Here is a 17,050-nt window from a genome sequence, read left to right on the forward strand (position 1 = left end):
AGGGATATAGATTTACATCTCATTAAATGCTACACGATAATTTAATTCTCATTCTGGTTTTATTGCTTGGCGTAACCCTTCTGGTAATGATGGGGCAAAAGCTTAAAATTTCTTATCCCATTTTTTTAGTGGTGGCCGGTTTATTTATTGGCTTTATTCCAGGTATGCCACATATCAAAATAGATCCTGATCTTGTTTTTCTGTTGTTTTTACCACCACTATTATACGAAGCTGCCTGGTTTACCTCCTGGAAGGCTTTCTGGGAATATAAAGGCGCCATTTTTCTGATGGCGGTAGGGCTGGTATTTATCACTTCAGTAGCGGTAGCTTATGCATCTGTTGCCTTCATACCAGGCTTTACACTGGCACTTGGCTTTTTACTGGGTGGAATTGTATCTCCACCTGATGCTGTTGCCGCAGCAGCTGTACTTAAAGAAATGAAACTTCCTAAAACTGTTACGGCACTTTTAGAGGGCGAAAGTCTGGTAAATGATGCATCCAGTTTAATCGTATTCAAATTTGCACTGGCTACAGTAACTACCGGAACTTTCATTTTACAGGATGCAGCCGTAAATTTTATTTCTGTTGCAGGGTTAGGTATTATAATTGGTTTAGCCATAGGCGGTATATTTTACGCCATTCACCGCTGGCTGCCCACTACAGAAAACATCGATACCGTTCTGACCTTGCTTACGCCTTACTTTATGTACATCGTTGCGGAACATTTTGAAGCTTCAGGCGTCATGGCTGTGGTTTCAGGAGGCCTGCTACTTTCCAGTCAGTCACACTTAATCCTCACCTCAAACTCCAGAATTAAAACGGTTTCGGTTTGGTCAGCCCTGATTTTTTTACTGAATGGCGTGGTATTTATCCTGATTGGCTTGGCATTACCTGATATTGTAGCAGGCTTAGGTCCGGATTATCCCATTGCAAGGGCAATTGGTTATGGCATTGGCATTAGTATACTGGCACTTGTGGTTCGTTTCATCTGGCTTTTTTCCACCGCAAGAATTACCAGTTTTTTTAATAAAAGAACACGGGTACGTTATCAGGATTTAACCTGGCATTCCTCAATGGTCATTGTTTATGCGGGCATGAGAGGAGTGGTATCGTTGGCTGCTGCGCTTTCCATTCCGGTCATGATTGCTGATCAGACGGCCTTTCCGTTGAGGAATTTGATTTTATTTATCACTTTCGTAGTGATCTTTTTTACACTGGTGGTTCAGGGCTTAACACTTCCGCTTTTTATTAAACTGTTAAACATACCTGAACCAAAGCATAAGCTTTCTGAGCAGGAACAAATCAGCCAGATTAAGCTGAGGTTGATTGATCTTTCACTGGAAAAGTTAGTGGCTGATTACCAGTATCAATGTACCCACAATGAACTGATGGTGAATCTGAAGGCTGAATTGCAGCATTCTTTAAATGAGAAAAAAGATACACTTCAGGCTTATAAAAAAGGTGAAATTAACAAGCATGATTTAAAGGCCTATAATGAAATTGTAATTGCATTAATTCAGGTTCAGCGTGACGAACTGCACCATTTAAAGCGCAATAAAAATTATGATGATGACATTATCAGAAAAGAAGAATGGCGGTTGGATCTGGAAGAATTAAGCATTACTTCTTAGTTGGTTTGATCAGGCAACATCTGCTATACCATTGGCTAAACAAAATTGATGTATCTCAACCAGATTGCGGTAGATGCCGGTTTTTTTCTATCCTGAAAAGCAAAAAATGGAGGACTAACTCTTGTCCAAAATTACTCAGAACCATACCCTTCCAACACAAAAAATCCTTGCAAGTATCATTTGCAAGGATTTTCGTTTAAGCTTTAACTTTCAACTCCCTATGGCCAAACGCCCAAGTTCATATAAGAAACTGCAATTTTATCAATAGAATTTACAAAAGCAGCAGTTCTTAATGTTTGTGTACCCGGTTTTACTTTCAGGGTTTCACGGATCTCATGGTAAGAATGGATCATGGTATCTTCCAGCCCGGAATTGACCAATTCCATTTCTGAAGCACCTTTCACAATCATTAAACGGTGTTCCGGAAGAATGGTTTTTCCTGTTAAGTTTTCTAAAGTTGCAATCAGGTTAGCGTTTGAATTTGCCGCATAACGGTTTTCCATACGACCAAAAGCTACGTGAGAAAGGTTCTTCAACCATTCGAAGTAAGAAACGGTTACACCACCGGCATTGCAATACATATCCGGAATGATGATCCCACCCATTTCAGTGAAAATCAATTCAGCCTCAGGTGTAGTTGGTCCGTTCGCACCTTCAGCAATAATTTTTGCTTTGATGTTGCGGATATTCAGTTCAGTAAATTGATTTTCCAGCGCAGCAGGTACAATGATATCACAATCCTGCTCTAAACCTTCCATTGAATTTCTGAAATCTGTTGCACCAGGGAATCCTAAAATCGAACCTGTATTTTTACGGTGCGCAAAAACCTCATCTACATTCAAACCATTTGGATTGTAGATGGCACCTTCATACTCACATAAACCAACGATGGTTGCCCCAAATTCGGCCAGGAATTTTGCAGAGTGATAACCTACATTACCTAAGCCCTGAACAATTACCCTTTTATCACCTAAACCAGCCTTGAAACCGATTTTAGCCATATCCTCAGCCACATCAACACATTCACGAACGGCATAAGCCACACCACGACCGGTAGCTTCTTTACGTCCGCGGATACCATGTAAGGCAATTGGTTTACCGGTTACACAACCCAATGCATCCAGCTGACCAGGATTCATGGTCATGTAAGTATCTGCAATCCAGCTCATTTCGCGTTCACCAGATCCATAATCCGGAGCCGGGACATCAATACCAGGGCCAATAAAATTCTTTTTGATTAATTCAGTTGTATATCGGCGGGTGATGGTTTCCAGTTCAGCTACACTATATTGTTTGGTGTTGATTTTAATACCACCTTTTGCACCTCCGAAAGGTACATTTACGATGGCACATTTATATGTCATCAAGGCTGCAAGTGCCATTACTTCATCCTCATTAACCATTTCACTGTAACGGATACCACCTTTGGTTGGACTCATGTGATGCGAGTGCTCTACTCGCCAGGCATCAATTACTTCAAAACCGTTTCCTCTGCGAATAGGGAATTGGAAACGATACACACTATTACATGCTTTAATCTGGTTCAATAAACCTTCAGGGTGATTGGTGAATTGAGCCGCACTGTCAAAGTTCTTACAAACATCTGCAAAAAACTTGTTCTCGTCTGCTAGATTAGCCATTTATTTATCTTTTATGAATTAAGTATGCCGCAAAATTGGCTAAAAAAACAGCATATATCCAAATGAAAAAATACTTAGTGTAAAGGAAACACCAATTGAAAATGACTGAAAAAATGGCTTTAAAACGTTTAAGCTTACTTTTTGTCCGAATTTTCTTTTTCTATTTTTTTTAATCTTTTATCAATTGAGAAAAGATAAGCCAGTAAACCGACTAAAATGATCACAATACAGGTAACCACTACATAGATTTTACCATCGCTGCGCAGTCGATCTGCCATTTCCACGCCATTATCCTGCGCAAATAATTGTACCGCAGTTAGCATTAATATCAGTGATAAAAATATCTTCTTCATGTTGGTGTTATTGAAATATTGTGCTGTTAAAAATTTTAATTTTGAGAGGTAAAAGATAAAAAAGGCAGTTCTGCATCTTACTTTCTGCACTTCAATCTTTGCTCTTTGTTCCTTGCTCTTTGCTCTTTGCTATTAATTCTGTTGCTGTTTAGTTTCGATGGAACGTATTCTGAAACGAATGGTATAGACCCAGTAGCCGATCAAAATCCAACCCAAACAGGCTGGGTAGAATACCATGCGCATGCGGCTATCCAAATCATAGCTGTTAAAACCAGGATTACCACCGTTACCAGGATGTAATGAATCTTTTAAACGAGGCAATACAAAAAGTAAAACCACCATCATCGGAAAAGCAAAAATGTTATAAATGGCTGAAATTTTAGCTCGCTTTTGCTCTTCATCTATGGCATTACGAAGAATGAGGTAAGCAAAATAAAGTAATACCGAAATGGCAGCAAAATTTTGCTTAGGATCAAAACTCCAGAATTGCCCCCAGGTATATTTCGCCCAGATGGCCCCCGTAACTAAGCCTAAAAGGCCGAAAACAATTCCTGCATTTACACTTTCTACGGCTTTAATATCATCAATTTCACTTTTGGTGCTCAGTGATTTGATGCTGTAAAAAACAGAAATAGAGAACAAAACAATCATGGCAAACCACATCGGTACATGGAAATATAAATTCCGGATTGATTCATTAATGATAGGCAAACGCGGCACACCCATTAACAAACCTGCTATTGCCGTGTAAATAACCAGCACTGAACCTAAGATTTTCCACCAAGTTTTATTCATACATATATAATTTTGAATGATCAAGTTTTGAATGGGAGAATATTCTTTTATTACGCCTTAAAAATCATCAAGGATTTATACTTGCGAATTTCTCATTCTATAATTCAATCATTCTTTCATTCAATCATTCAATCATTCAATCATTTTTTTAATCCCGCCAAAGGTAAGGAAATAACAATAAAGAGGTGGCAACGGTTAGTACATTTACCAACAATAACATCCCAATTTCATCGTAACTATTTTCCCATGGCAGACCATCTACTGCATTTTTAGCCAGTTTTATTAACAGAATTAATACAGGAATGATGATTGGAAAACTGAGAATCGCCATCAGCATTCCGCCGTTACCCGCCTTACTCGCGATGGCCGAAACCATCGTAAAAACAGTAGAAAAACTGATACTGCCCATCATTACAGCTACATAATATAAAAGTAAATCGGGAGGTGTAAAAGAATCAAACACCAGTGTATAAAACCCCAGTGCTATGGTGGTTAAAACCAGCATTAATATTGTGTTATATACCGTTTTTGAAATTAATATTGCTGCCGGACTTGCCAGAATATAGTTATACAATTGCTGACCTTTCGTTTCCTGCAGAAAGCTTTTGGAAACACCGTTTATGGAGGCAAAAAGTATAATAATCCAGAACAATGCATTCCAGGCAAGCTTATCACCAAGACTTACAAAAGATAAATAACAGGTAAAAATAGTGGAAACGACATACAATAGGATTCCATTGATGGTATATTTGGAGCGCCACTCTAACAGTACTTCCTTATGGATTAAATATTTAACCTCTTTGGCCAGTTGCATAACCGCAAAGATACTTTTATTGAGAAATTATCGGTGCGTAATTTTGTTGGATTGTTGTAATATTGTTTAAAGATTAGGTTGCTGCCGACACATTTAAATAAATAATTATTATCTCATTAAGATTAAAGAATTTAGCTATAAAATGCACTGAAAATTATACCGTAAACTTTTCTGTTGGATGTAAAGGAATTGATTCTTTTTATTCCCCGGGCGATGCGTTTCAGTGGCAAAAAATAAATCTATGAATTATGCATCAGTAATAGCATCGCCGATTGGCAAATTAACCATCTTAGCTGATGATGATTTTGTGTGCGCCATAACTTTTTCAGCAACGGAAAATGATGGATTAACTGAAAACGAATTGACCAGAAATGTTGCCAATCAGTTAAAAAACTATTTTAACGGTAACTTAAAAAAGTTCGATTTCCCCATTAAACAAAAAGGCACTGATTTTCAACAACAGGTTTGGCAAAACTTACTGAATATTCCTTATGGAGAAACGGTTTCTTATGCGAAGTTTTCTGCACATCATCCGCTGGCCATCCGGGCTATCGCAGCAGCTAATGGCAAAAACAACATCGCCATTGCTGTTCCATGTCACAGAGTGATTGGCAGCAATGGCAAACTGGTTGGTTATGCCGGTGGTTTATGGAGAAAGCAATGGCTCCTGGAACATGAAAGGGAAATAGCGCAAAGGGGACAAACCACAATTAAATTTTAATTATATCAATTGAAGATGACATCATTACAAAAAGCCGGAACGAATAAATATTTAAAAGCCATTAGATTGATCAACCTGGATAACGATGATTGCAGCTTTGAAAGCGGAAAAATTCCGGTACAACAACACATCAATGCCAGCTATTTTTTCGCCAAAACGGATGTTTCCACCCTGGAAGGCATTCCGCATCCGGCACCTCGGCGGCAATATGTAATTACCTTAAAAGGAAAATTAAAATTTAGCGTAACCAACGGCGAAACTTTTATCATTGAGCCTGGAATTATTTTAATTGCGAACGACACAAAAGGCATCGGGCATACCTGGGAAATTATCGAAGGCGAGGAATGGGAAAGAATTTATATTCCACTAGAAGAGGATACAGCCGATTTATTTATTGCCGACTAATTTATCCGAATCTATTTCGAAGCGCAATCTAACCCTGAATCTCGATCATGCGTTGCCATCAAACTTTATAGATTGCAATGCATGATCAGGCAATACAAATGAAGGACCGCATCATCCAATGCATTAACCTTACTTCAATACGTCAGGATTACTTGTGGCAGTTATCTTATCGCCACGTTTGGTGCTAAAAAGCATAAATAGAACACCTACCAAAAGAACAATCCATCCCCATTGGAAATGAACAACCTTACCGATTAATTTATTGGCGAAGCCATATTTGGTATAATTGTTAGCTGTAAAATAAACGGCTATCACTGCCAATACATACCAGATAGCCATTACAAAACTCATGAACCTGAATGCACCAGCCTTTCTGATAAAGAGAAAAAGTACTGAAATAACAATGATGGCATAAGTGATCATAAACAAGCGGGCATCCGATTGATATAGATTCCAGTTTCCTTTAATCGGCACTTTCAACATCGGACAAAAACCTGCAATGATACAAAGTAAAACACCTATAAAAGCCCTGAATTTATTTAATATTAACATAGTTAAAAATGATTACATTGATTTTAACGATTCCATTGATTGGTAATTGTTTGTAACGGAAGTTAATGGTTAAATCGCTAACTTACCTGGTATTTTTAATGACTAATGACTAAACTACTGCCCTTCTACAATCCCCATTTTCTCTGCGAAGTGCGCACAATAATCACGCAGGTCTTCCACAATCAGCGTTTCATTGGTGGCTTTTAAAAAGCTGTCGCCCATGGTTTGTAAAGTTTCGTAAAAGAAACGTTTCATTTCATCAACAGGCATATCCTTGGTCCAGAGGTCAATTTTGAGCGTGTTTTTATAGTTATGGTCCCAAACAGATAAGAACATTGCTTTTGCCGGTACTTTATCTGCATTTCCAGAATCTGTACTTTCCCAAAGAATGTTATCTGGATTATTACCTTCGTCTAACTCAACTGTTAATTTTATTTCTGCTGTCTTCATAAAATGATTTCACTGATTGTGGAGATTCCACAGTTTTAATTTATGGCGCAAAGATGCTGAATTTTTATTTTGATTATACGCTTGAAAAGCCTGCGAGAATATTTTTTACGGTTTAATTACGAGATCCTTTGGATGATCAGCATCAACACTGCGGTAATGACAATAAAAATGGATTCCACCATCCAGATTTTTTTTAAATCCTTAAGTGTAAAACGGAAGATCAAATCAGTAATAAAGGTGACTAAAATTAAACATCCCAGTATTAAAAGATAAAAACCACTAAAATCTACCTGTCTTGGCGCATGCTTTTCCGGACTTAAAATAGTAAAGGCTACCAATCCTAATCCAATAGCACCAATAATATTCAGGGGCGTAATCCTCAGCTTCATGTTCCCTACTTTTTCTTATCGAAACGTTTACCCTTTTTAAATGATTTTACTTCTTTTCCAGCTTTTGCCTTGGCCTTTTCGCGAACTTTCTTCTCTATGGCGGCAGCATGCTTTTTCTCATGGAAAGCACCTTTAAAATCAGGATCTTCCTTGCGTTTCTGCATATCAATTTCCTTGGCAATCTGCTGGCGTTCCTCATAAGGCGTTTCATCAATATAAACCCCTTCAGGGATTTCAGCAACAGGAATATATTGGCGAATTAATTTCTCAATTTTACGGATATAATATTTTTCCGCATCGGTAGCAAAAGTAATGGCGTCTCCTTTAGCAAAGGCCCTACCCGTCCGCCCGATTCTGTGCACGTAATCTTCAATAATAATCGGAACATCGAAATTAATCACATGGCTCACATCACTCACATCAATTCCTCTACTGGCAACATCGGTAGCAACAAGCACCCTGATATTACCTTCCTTAAAGCTGTTGATAGAATTAATACGGGTATTTTGTCCCTTATTGGCATGAATTACACGAACATTATCGGCACCATATCTACGCTCAATAAAACTGAAAATATTGTCTGCAACCATTTTGGTTTTGCAGAAAATAATCAGGCGTGAAAAAGCTTCATCATTTTTTAGCAAATGCTGTAACAAATTTATTTTCGTTTTAAAATTCGGAACATAGTATAATGCCTGCGTGACATTAGCTGCTGGTGTAGCCTGTGCTGAAGCTTCAATAACAAGCGGATTATTTAAAAAATCACCTGCAATTTTTTGGACTAACTCGCTCATCGTTGCCGAGAAAAGCAAGTTCTGGCGTTTGCGCGGCACAATTTCCAATATCCTGTGGATTGAACCAATAAAGCCCATATCCATCATTTTATCGGCTTCATCCAGTACCAGAAATTTTAAACTTTGTGTATTAATGTCTCCTGCAAGATATAAATCCAAAAACCTTCCGGGCGTAGCAATCAAAATATCTATCCCTTTTGCAATTTCTTCTTTTTGTGTTTTCGGACCAATTCCGCCAAAAATCACCAACGAACGCAAATCTGTATAAGTGGAAAATAATTTTACCTGCTCAGCAATTTGCATGGCCAGCTCACGTGTAGGAGATAAAATCAAAGCCCGTGGATTATCCCCCTGAGCGTATTTCAACTGCATTAAAATTGGCAAAACAAAGGCGGCTGTTTTACCCGTTCCAGTTTCTGCAATTCCAAAAATATCCTGCCCGGATAACACCGGAGCAATTGCTTTTTCTTGTATTGGTGTGGCAACAGTATAACCTGCATCGGCAACTGCATTTAATATTTGCCTGTTTAACTTAAATTCTTCGAACGATTTTGCCATAGCGCACAAAGATAGGTTTTTTAAGCCGAAAGGCTTGAGGTAGTCTGAAGTTCGGAGTCTGAAGTCTTGAGTCTTAAATTCAAACATAAAGTCAAAGCTTCATTAAAGAGATTAGGCGTAAAGCAATTCCGGTAATTTTTTGGCTATGGTAGTCCTGCCATTCGCTTTACTTCGTTACACTCGTGCACACTGCTGTCGGGTTTGTTTAACTTAAAACAGCAATGCTAAACCCAGTTTCTTCCTTTCATCCGTCCAAATTTTACCTCCTATTTCTCAAATCCCATATCTGACTTCTCAAATCTATTTTTACCTTTGAAGCATGAATGCTTACCTGATAAAAGCCGCCACAATTGTAAACGAGGGACAAAAAATTGTTGCTGATGTATTAATTAAAGATGGATTAATTGAAAAAATTGGTCAAAATCTTTCTGCACCCGAAGCACAGGAAATTAACGCTGAAGGACAATACCTTTTACCGGGAATGATTGATGATCAGGTTCATTTCCGTGAGCCAGGTTTAACACATAAAGCAGATATATTTACGGAGAGTATGGCCGCTGTTGCAGGAGGAATTACCTCTTTTATGGAGATGCCGAATACAGTTCCAAATACTTTAACTCAGGAATTACTGGCTGACAAATATGCCATTGCAGCAGAAACTTCTTTAGCCAATTACTCTTTTTACATGGGTGCCAGCAATGACAACATTGATGAAGTGTTAAAAACTGACCCTAAAAATGTATGTGGCATAAAAGTTTTTATGGGTTCATCAACCGGCAATATGCTGGTGGATAATGAAAAAACGCTGGAAAATATTTTCAGCAAAGCCCCCATTTTAGTGGCCACACACTGTGAAGATGAAGCAACGATCCGCCATAATCTGGCCGCATTTAAAGCAAAATACGGTGATGATTTAACCATTGATATGCATCCGCTGATTCGCAGCGCAGAAGCATGTTATACCTCATCGTCATTAGCCGTTGAACTAGCGAAACGCTACCAAACGCGTTTGCATATTCTTCATATTTCAACGGCTAAAGAAATAGCTTTATTTGATCATACAACTCCATTAAAAGATAAAAAAATCACGGCTGAAGCTTGCATACATCACCTCTGGTTTAACGATAAAGATTATGCTTCAAAAGGAAATTTCATTAAATGGAATCCTGCAGTAAAAACCGAAGATGATCAAAAAGGTGTATTACAGGGCGTACTCAATGACTATATTGATGTAATTGCAACGGACCATGCGCCTCACACCCTGGAAGAAAAAAATCAACCTTACGCGCAGGCTCCATCGGGCGGACCATTGGTTCAGCATGCTTTGCCTGCCTTATTGGAAATGCATCTGCAGGGCAAAATTTCTTTAGAAAAAATTGCAGAAAAAACGGCACATAACCTGGCGATCTGTTTCGATATTGAAAAACGTGGGTTCATCCGCGAGGGATATTGGGCTGACCTGGTTTTGGTTGACCTGAAAGATTCCTGGAAAGTAACCAAATTGAATAATTTCTACAAATGTGGCTGGAGTCCGTTTGACGGAGATACCTTCCAGGCCAGTATTACCCACACTTTCGTATCAGGAAATCTGGCTTATCAAAATGGCAAATTCACGACTGATCAGATTGGGAAACGCCTAACTTTTGCACGATAGATTTGTTATATTTGTCTACCACAATGATTATAATATGGAAACACTAATCATACATCCAAAAGACAAAGAGCAACTCTCAGCTTTAAAGGCATTTGTAAAAGCTTTAAAAATTGAGTTTACTACAGAAAAAAGCCCATACAAGCCTGATTTTGTTGCTAAAATAAAAAGAAGTCAGGAGCAAATGAAAGAAGGAAAAGGGGTCAAAATTGCTGTAGAAGATTTATGGAAATGAGTTATTTGTTACATTATGTATAAGCCGTGATTTAAAAATCCATTACGCTTTCAATACTATGGAAATCATATATTTATAATGAAGCATTAGCTGACATCAAATTTTGGAAGAAATCAGGAAATAAAACCGTTCAGAAGAAAATTGAACAGTTGATTGTAGATATTTTGAAACATCCATACACAGGCATCGGCAAACCAGAACCTTTAAAATATGATTTATCCAGTCTATGGTCTAGAAGAATAGATGGAGAGCACAGAATCATCTATCAAATATTAAACGATGCTTTACACATCCATTCATTAAGAGGTCATTATAAATAAATAATGATAGCGCGCCTAATACTAATCAAATTAATTGTTTTACTTGGCCTTGCTTTCTTAATTTTTTTCTTTGGCTTCTTCCCTACCCTGGTCCAAAAATATTATTCAACAGGTTTTTATCCTTACATTTCTTCAGCACTAAGGTTTATATCATCTATTTTTCCTTTCGCCGTTAGCGATATCATTTATGCCTTATTAATTGGCTTTGTACTTTATAAAATTGTTAGATTTTACAAAAGACGTAAATCACTAAAAAAGCAGGATAGAACTCTTGTCCCCTTACAGATTTTAAACTTTTTTTTAATTCTTTACATTGTTTTCAAACTGGTTTGGGGATTAAATTATAGCAGACCGAGCGTAAGTGACGAGTTAGGGATAGGAAATGAAAAGTATAATGTTAAGGAGCTTGTTTCGCTTGGAGAATATTTCATAAAAAAAACGAATGCTTTAAAAGTAGAGCAAAACAAGAACGTTGCCTACGCTATAACTGATTTAGAAACTAATTCCGCAAAAGCTTACGATCTGATGGAGAAAAAAAATCCATTATTTGCATACCAAAGCCCCTGCTTAAAATCAGTTTTAATTCCATGGATGTTGAGTAAAGCTGGTATTGAAGGCTATTACGCACCGCTTTCTGGCGAAGCCAATATGAACATGAACCTACCTGACTTTGTTAAACCTTATGTTTCCTGTCACGAGATTGCACATCAGCTAGGCATTGCTTATGAAGATGAAGCAAACCTTTTAGGTTATTTAACAGCCAGCAATAGTCCTGATGTGAATTATCAATATTCAGCGAACTATGAAATGCTCAGGTATATCTTATTCGAAATCAGAATGAAATCACCTGAAGATTACAAGCGGCTCCATGATACATTATCACCCTTAGTTTTAGCTGATTTTAAAACTGAAAAAGAATTCTGGCGTAAATATAATGGCGAAATGTTCGCCTATATGGATGCTGCTTTTGACCGCTTTCTGAAACTCAACAACCAGAAAAAAGGAATCGACAGTTACCAGGATATTGTGATTTGGCTATGGAATATACATAAAAATGAGTTGAAAGTTAAGAATTGAAAGCCTAGGCGCATATAACCTGCATGGATGGAAAGGTATCCAACTTACCACCTACAACTTTTACCCTACAACTTTTACCCATGTATCGCCTCTTTCGTTCCAAAACTTTGAATCAATTCGCCTTCAAAATCCAGCCATTCCTTCCAGCGTTTATCTACATCGACATCCGTACTGTATTTACGGGCAAAATTTAAGAATGTAGTATAATGCCCCGCCTCTGAAACCATTAGCTCATGGTAGAATTTAGCCAGTTCTGCGTCCTTAATATTTAATGAAAGTACGCGAAAACGTTCACAACTTCTGGCCTCAATCATCGCTGCAAACAAAAGCCTGTCGATAAAAGCCTGATTACGGCTACCATCCTTTTTACTGAATTTTACCAAACGTCCAACATAATCATCCTTACGTTCACGGCTTAAGGTATAACCACGCTGTTTAATAATCTCAATTACCATTTGGAAATGCTGCATCTCTTCAATGGCAATGGCCGTTAATTCATCAACCAGATCCTGGTGTTCTGAATTTTGAGTAATTAATGTAATCGCATTGGATGCTGCTTTTTGTTCGCACCAGGCATGGTCAGATAAAATTTCTTCTAAATTAGATTCCGCGATATTTGCCCAGCGTGGGTCTGTCAACAATTTTAATCCTAACATGTGGTGATGTAATTGAGCCGCAAAATTAAGAATATTTAAGATACGTTTATATATCCCGCAGGTTTAATCGATAATCGCAGATCCAGATTTTAATCTGAGAAAATCACATTTATCTGCAGGAGCAAAAAAAAAGAGCTTATTTTGTAGAAATGAGTAGAAGCGTAAAAAAATTATTGATTATTGGATTAGTCTGGCCCGAACCAACCTCTTCGGCAGCGGGAACACGGATGATTCAACTGGTCGATTTATTTTTGAACAAAAATTACGAAATCACTTTTGCCTCTGCAGCATCAAAAAGTGATTTCAGTTATGATTTCACACAAACTCCTGTTATTGAGCAGCAAATAAGGCTGAATGATGAAAGCTTTAATTCATTTTTAAAAACACTAAGTCCTGAAATTGTCATGTTCGACCGTTTCATGGTAGAAGAACAATATGGCTGGAGGGTTCAACAGGAATGCCCTGATGCATTGAGGATTTTAGATACGGAAGATTTACATTTCCTGCGAAGTGCCCGCCAGCAAAGCGATAAAAAGCAAACCGAAATCAATTTGTTTTCTGATACTGCAAAGCGCGAAATGGCTTCAATTTTACGTTGCGATTTATCTTTAATCATTTCAGAAGTGGAGATGGATATCCTGAAAAATCAATTCAAAGTTGATCCTTCACTGATTTATTATTTATCATTTCTGGAAGAAGAAATCAATCAGCAAGTGATCGAAAAATGGATTCCCTTTGAAGACCGAGCAGATTTTGTTTTCATTGGCAATTTCCTTCATGAGCCCAACTGGAATACTGTTCAGGTTTTAAAAACCAGGATCTGGCCTCTGCTCAGAAAAAGGCTCCCAAACACAAATTTGAATATATTCGGATCTTATGCCTCGCAAAAAGTGCTGCAACTGGATAATAAAAACGAAAAATTCTTAATTAAAGGAAGAGCTGCAAATGCGAAGGAAACCATTGCTAAACATCGAATATTACTTGCCCCTATTCAATTTGGCGCAGGTGCAAAAGGTAAATTTATTGATGCCATGCAGGTTGGCACGCCGTCTATAACTACATCTGTAGGCGCAGAAGCCATGAAAGGTGATTTAGATTGGAATGGTAGCATTGAAAATGATCTGGAACTTTTTATAGAGGAAGCCGTAAAACTTTATCAGGATAAAAATTCCTGGCAAGTCGCGCAGCAGAACGGTATCCAGATCATTAACCAAAGATATTCGGCAAAACATTTTGCTGACCCATTCATACAAGAAGTTGAGAGACTATTTTCAGGTTTAACTACACACCGGCAAAATAACTTCTTCGGTCAGATTTTAAACCACCATACCACACAAAGTACAAGATACATGTCACTTTGGATTGAAGAAAAAAACAAGAAATAGTCTATTTCTCCATCTTACCTCACATCATTCTTCCCAACTCACCTAAAACTCCGATTATTTATTTTCCTTTTGTAACATTTCAGAAATATATTAGATTTGCGCATTATTTAAAATAAGTCTAAATAAAATCCAAACAAATTTCAATGTCTAATCTTTATAAGAAACTGTTATTTTTAATTGTTTTTACGGGTATTTATGCCCTTGCCCCGGCCCAGGAATTGGTAACCATCAATGGTAAAGTAACCAATGAATCCGGTGAAGTGATCCCTGGCGTTAATGTATATGCTGATCATGGAAACGAAAAAACAACTACCGATCAACAGGGAAATTTCAATTTATCTGTGAGCAAAACCACATTAACAATTAAATTCAGCTATGTCGGCTATATCACCACCAGCAGAAATATTAACATGAATCGTGATAAAATCACTTTGAATGTGAGCTTATCTCCAACAAAATCAGATTTACAGCAAGTTGAGATTACCGGGAGAAAAGAGAAAACCTACAAAAATACAGCTACTTTCATTGGTAGCAAATCAGAAATCCTGTTGAAAGATTTGCCACAATCGGTTTCTTATGCCAGTAAGGAATTGATTGCAGATCAGGGTGCTGTACGGGTTGGTGAAGTGGTCAAAAACTTCAGCGGCGTAAATCAGTTCACTTTTTATGATGACATCACGATCCGTGGTTTCAGAATTAATGGTGGTAGCAATACCCAGTTAATTAATGGCATGCGTACCAGCACCGGTTTCTGGAAACAGCCCCTGGCCAATTACCTGGAGCGTGTTGAGGTATTAAAAGGACCCTCTTCAGCACTTTATGGCAATGCGAGTCCGGGTGGTGTAATTAACCGCGTAACCAAAAAACCTTTGGCAGAAACGCGTAAATCACTGAGCCTTTCTATGGGAAGTTACAATACTTTCCGTGCCCTTGCCGATGTAACCGGACCAGCAAATAAAGATAGTACTTTGCTATACCGCGTGAACTTTGGTTACGAGGATGCAAATTCATTCCGCGATTTACAATTTGATAAAAATGTGGTTATTGCACCATCACTTACGTTTTTACCTTCGAAAAACACCAGTTTAAATTTCGACCTGGTGTACAATGATTCCAAAAGCCGTTTAGATCGTGGACAATCTGTTTTTGGGAATGGAAACCTGTATTCCACGCCGCAATCAACTTCACTAAATACAGGGAACGACCGGCTGAATGAGAAAACTTATAATGTTGCGCTTTCCTTAAATCACCGTTTTAATGATAACCTGAATTTTACAGCTTCTTACATGAAGACAGGATACAGCGAAGATTTGTATGAACATAGAAGTGCCAACGCCTATGCCTTAGATGCTACCGGAAAACCTGTGGATAATCTAATCGCCATGCAAATTTTTAACCGTATCCGTAAAAGGTATATTGATAACTTCTCCGGCTTTATTAATTATAAAATAAAAACGGGAAAAATTGAGCAAACCATTGTAGCCGGATATGATTTTGCCAGCGAAAAACTTCCGGTTGGCGCTTCCCAACTGACGGCTAATAACTATCGCAATGCAGCCAATACCGGCGCAATCAGCTTTGTAAAATCAGATTATGATAAGGATCCTACCAACTATATCAAGCGCTTCCTTGTGGTAAATAATTTGCTGGTACCGAATGTACCATCGTTCAACCTGAATGATGTAATGGGGTCTCAGCGTATGCAAGACGATAGCAAAAACTTTTTTACCCAGGCCGCCTATGATCCAACCTATTATTTTCTACATGCTGGTTACGTACAGGACAATATCAAATTTGGAAAACTGCAGGCCTTGCTTGGACTTCGCTACGAATATTATACCGATTTTGCCAATTACCTTAAACCAACTGAAGCAAAAGCACATTCTAAAGCATTACTACCAAGATTTGGTTTAGTGTACTCAGCTACACCAAACATTAACCTTTACGGAACTTATGTAATGGGTTATACGCCACAAACAGCTTCGGCCATTTCCAACCCAAATGCCGGCGGACCATTTGATCCTTTAAAAAGCAATATGATTGAATTTGGTGCAAAAACGAGTTGGCTGGATGATCGCTTAACAGCTTCTGCTGCCATTTACCAGATTAAACAAACCAATGTGCTTTATCCTGCAAATGTTTCCGGCCAACCAGATCTTTTGCGTGCGGTAGGCGAAGAACGTTCAAGAGGCATTGAATTCGACATTATTGGGCGCATTATTCCTCAATTGAGCATATTAGCATCATATTCTTATAATCAGGCCATGATTACGGATAGTCCTGTTGCATCAGAAGTTGGTATACAGAAACCAAATGCACCTCATCATACCGCCAACATCTGGGCAAAATATAACTTTAGTGATGGTATCTTGAAAGGACTTGGCATTGGTGCTGGTTCAAATTATGTAGATTCCAGAATCTTATCTTTGAATTTTAATCAAACCATTCCAAGCTATACTTTATTCAATGCTGCACTTTATTATAACGTTGGTAAGGTACAAGTACAGTTTAACATGAATAATATTACGAATAAAGTGCATTGGGTTGGCGGGTACGATTACCTAAGACTTTTCCCGGGTACACCTTCAAATTATTTATTTACTTTGGGTTACACATTCAATTAA

Annotated in this window: 18 protein-coding genes; 9 read left to right on the plus strand and 9 right to left on the minus strand. The window is 38.0% G+C overall.

Translation table 11 applies throughout. The features are described from left to right. Positions 1 to 26: 26 nt before the first annotated feature. Entirely contained in the window at positions 27 to 1,631 is a 1,605-nt protein-coding gene (locus tag CBW18_RS08545) for a Na+/H+ antiporter (RefSeq protein ID WP_088300876.1), read from the plus strand. Between the two features lie 218 nt (positions 1,632 to 1,849). On the opposite strand, the gene CBW18_RS08550 is transcribed toward CBW18_RS08545, so the two are convergent. The 4 genes from CBW18_RS08550 to CBW18_RS08565 all read right to left on the minus strand — a co-directional run bounded on the left by CBW18_RS08550 (position 1,850) and on the right by CBW18_RS08565 (position 5,233). Continuing rightward, positions 1,850 to 3,271, minus strand: a complete 1,422-nt coding sequence (locus CBW18_RS08550; RefSeq protein ID WP_088300877.1) for a Glu/Leu/Phe/Val dehydrogenase — start codon at positions 3,269 to 3,271, stop codon at positions 1,850 to 1,852. A 134-nt stretch (positions 3,272 to 3,405) separates the two neighbouring features. Next, entirely contained in the window at positions 3,406 to 3,624 is a 219-nt protein-coding gene (locus tag CBW18_RS08555; RefSeq protein ID WP_172406477.1) for a CcmD family protein, read from the minus strand. A gap of 132 nt (positions 3,625 to 3,756) precedes the next feature. Continuing rightward, positions 3,757 to 4,419, minus strand: coding sequence for a cytochrome c biogenesis protein CcsA (gene ccsA / locus CBW18_RS08560; protein WP_088300878.1), 663 nt, complete (start codon positions 4,417 to 4,419; stop codon positions 3,757 to 3,759). Between the two features lie 148 nt (positions 4,420 to 4,567). Then, positions 4,568 to 5,233, minus strand: a complete 666-nt coding sequence (locus CBW18_RS08565) for a heme exporter protein CcmB (protein ID WP_088300879.1) — start codon at positions 5,231 to 5,233, stop codon at positions 4,568 to 4,570. Positions 5,234 to 5,474: 241 nt separating this feature from the next. Here CBW18_RS08565 and CBW18_RS08570 point away from each other — a divergent pair, with 241 nt between their 5' ends. Further along, on the plus strand, positions 5,475 to 5,954 hold the full coding sequence (locus CBW18_RS08570; protein WP_088301349.1) for a methylated-DNA--[protein]-cysteine S-methyltransferase: 480 nt from the start codon (positions 5,475 to 5,477) through the stop codon (positions 5,952 to 5,954). Between the two features lie 15 nt (positions 5,955 to 5,969). Then, entirely contained in the window at positions 5,970 to 6,359 is a 390-nt protein-coding gene (locus tag CBW18_RS08575; RefSeq protein WP_088300880.1) for a hypothetical protein, read from the plus strand. Between the two features lie 129 nt (positions 6,360 to 6,488). Here CBW18_RS08575 and CBW18_RS08580 read toward each other — a convergent pair whose 3' ends face one another. From CBW18_RS08580 to CBW18_RS08595, 4 genes are all read right to left on the minus strand, one after another. Continuing rightward, positions 6,489 to 6,911, minus strand: coding sequence for a hypothetical protein (locus CBW18_RS08580; RefSeq protein WP_088300881.1), 423 nt, complete (start codon positions 6,909 to 6,911; stop codon positions 6,489 to 6,491). A 114-nt stretch (positions 6,912 to 7,025) separates the two neighbouring features. Beyond that, positions 7,026 to 7,361, minus strand: coding sequence for a gliding motility protein GldC (gene gldC / locus CBW18_RS08585; RefSeq protein ID WP_056871223.1), 336 nt, complete (start codon positions 7,359 to 7,361; stop codon positions 7,026 to 7,028). Positions 7,362 to 7,477: 116 nt separating this feature from the next. Beyond that, positions 7,478 to 7,750 carry a hypothetical protein gene (locus CBW18_RS08590; RefSeq protein ID WP_088300882.1) on the minus strand — a complete coding sequence of 91 codons (273 nt, stop codon included), beginning with the start codon at positions 7,748 to 7,750 and terminating at the stop codon, positions 7,478 to 7,480. A 5-nt stretch (positions 7,751 to 7,755) separates the two neighbouring features. Beyond that, positions 7,756 to 9,102, minus strand: coding sequence for a DEAD/DEAH box helicase (locus CBW18_RS08595; protein ID WP_088300883.1), 1,347 nt, complete (start codon positions 9,100 to 9,102; stop codon positions 7,756 to 7,758). Positions 9,103 to 9,421: 319 nt separating this feature from the next. Between CBW18_RS08595 and CBW18_RS08600 the strand changes: the two genes are divergently transcribed. From CBW18_RS08600 to CBW18_RS08615, 4 genes are all read left to right on the plus strand, one after another. Then, the gene (locus CBW18_RS08600) at positions 9,422 to 10,756 is read left to right on the plus strand and encodes a dihydroorotase (RefSeq protein WP_088300884.1); all 1,335 of its coding nucleotides are present in this window, start codon (positions 9,422 to 9,424) and stop codon (positions 10,754 to 10,756) included. A 34-nt stretch (positions 10,757 to 10,790) separates the two neighbouring features. After that, on the plus strand, positions 10,791 to 10,988 hold the full coding sequence (locus tag CBW18_RS08605) for a DUF2683 family protein (protein WP_088300885.1): 198 nt from the start codon (positions 10,791 to 10,793) through the stop codon (positions 10,986 to 10,988). A 71-nt stretch (positions 10,989 to 11,059) separates the two neighbouring features. Further along, positions 11,060 to 11,308 (plus strand): Txe/YoeB family addiction module toxin, encoded by a 249-nt coding sequence (locus tag CBW18_RS08610; RefSeq protein ID WP_088300886.1) that lies wholly within the window; start codon positions 11,060 to 11,062, stop codon positions 11,306 to 11,308. A 3-nt stretch (positions 11,309 to 11,311) separates the two neighbouring features. After that, complete coding sequence (locus CBW18_RS08615; RefSeq protein WP_088300887.1) at positions 11,312 to 12,385, plus strand: DUF3810 domain-containing protein; 1,074 nt, start codon at positions 11,312 to 11,314, stop codon at positions 12,383 to 12,385. Positions 12,386 to 12,459: 74 nt separating this feature from the next. On the opposite strand, the gene CBW18_RS08620 is transcribed toward CBW18_RS08615, so the two are convergent. Next, positions 12,460 to 13,041 carry a tRNA-(ms[2]io[6]A)-hydroxylase gene (locus CBW18_RS08620; RefSeq protein WP_088300888.1) on the minus strand — a complete coding sequence of 194 codons (582 nt, stop codon included), beginning with the start codon at positions 13,039 to 13,041 and terminating at the stop codon, positions 12,460 to 12,462. Positions 13,042 to 13,190: 149 nt separating this feature from the next. Between CBW18_RS08620 and CBW18_RS08625 the strand changes: the two genes are divergently transcribed. Further along, on the plus strand, positions 13,191 to 14,426 hold the full coding sequence (locus CBW18_RS08625) for a glycosyltransferase (RefSeq protein ID WP_088300889.1): 1,236 nt from the start codon (positions 13,191 to 13,193) through the stop codon (positions 14,424 to 14,426). A 143-nt stretch (positions 14,427 to 14,569) separates the two neighbouring features. Then, on the plus strand, positions 14,570 to 17,050 hold the full coding sequence (locus CBW18_RS08630) for a TonB-dependent receptor (protein ID WP_088300890.1): 2,481 nt from the start codon (positions 14,570 to 14,572) through the stop codon (positions 17,048 to 17,050).

Source organism: Pedobacter sp. AJM (assembly GCF_002197755.1).
Taxonomy (GTDB): domain Bacteria; phylum Bacteroidota; class Bacteroidia; order Sphingobacteriales; family Sphingobacteriaceae; genus Pedobacter.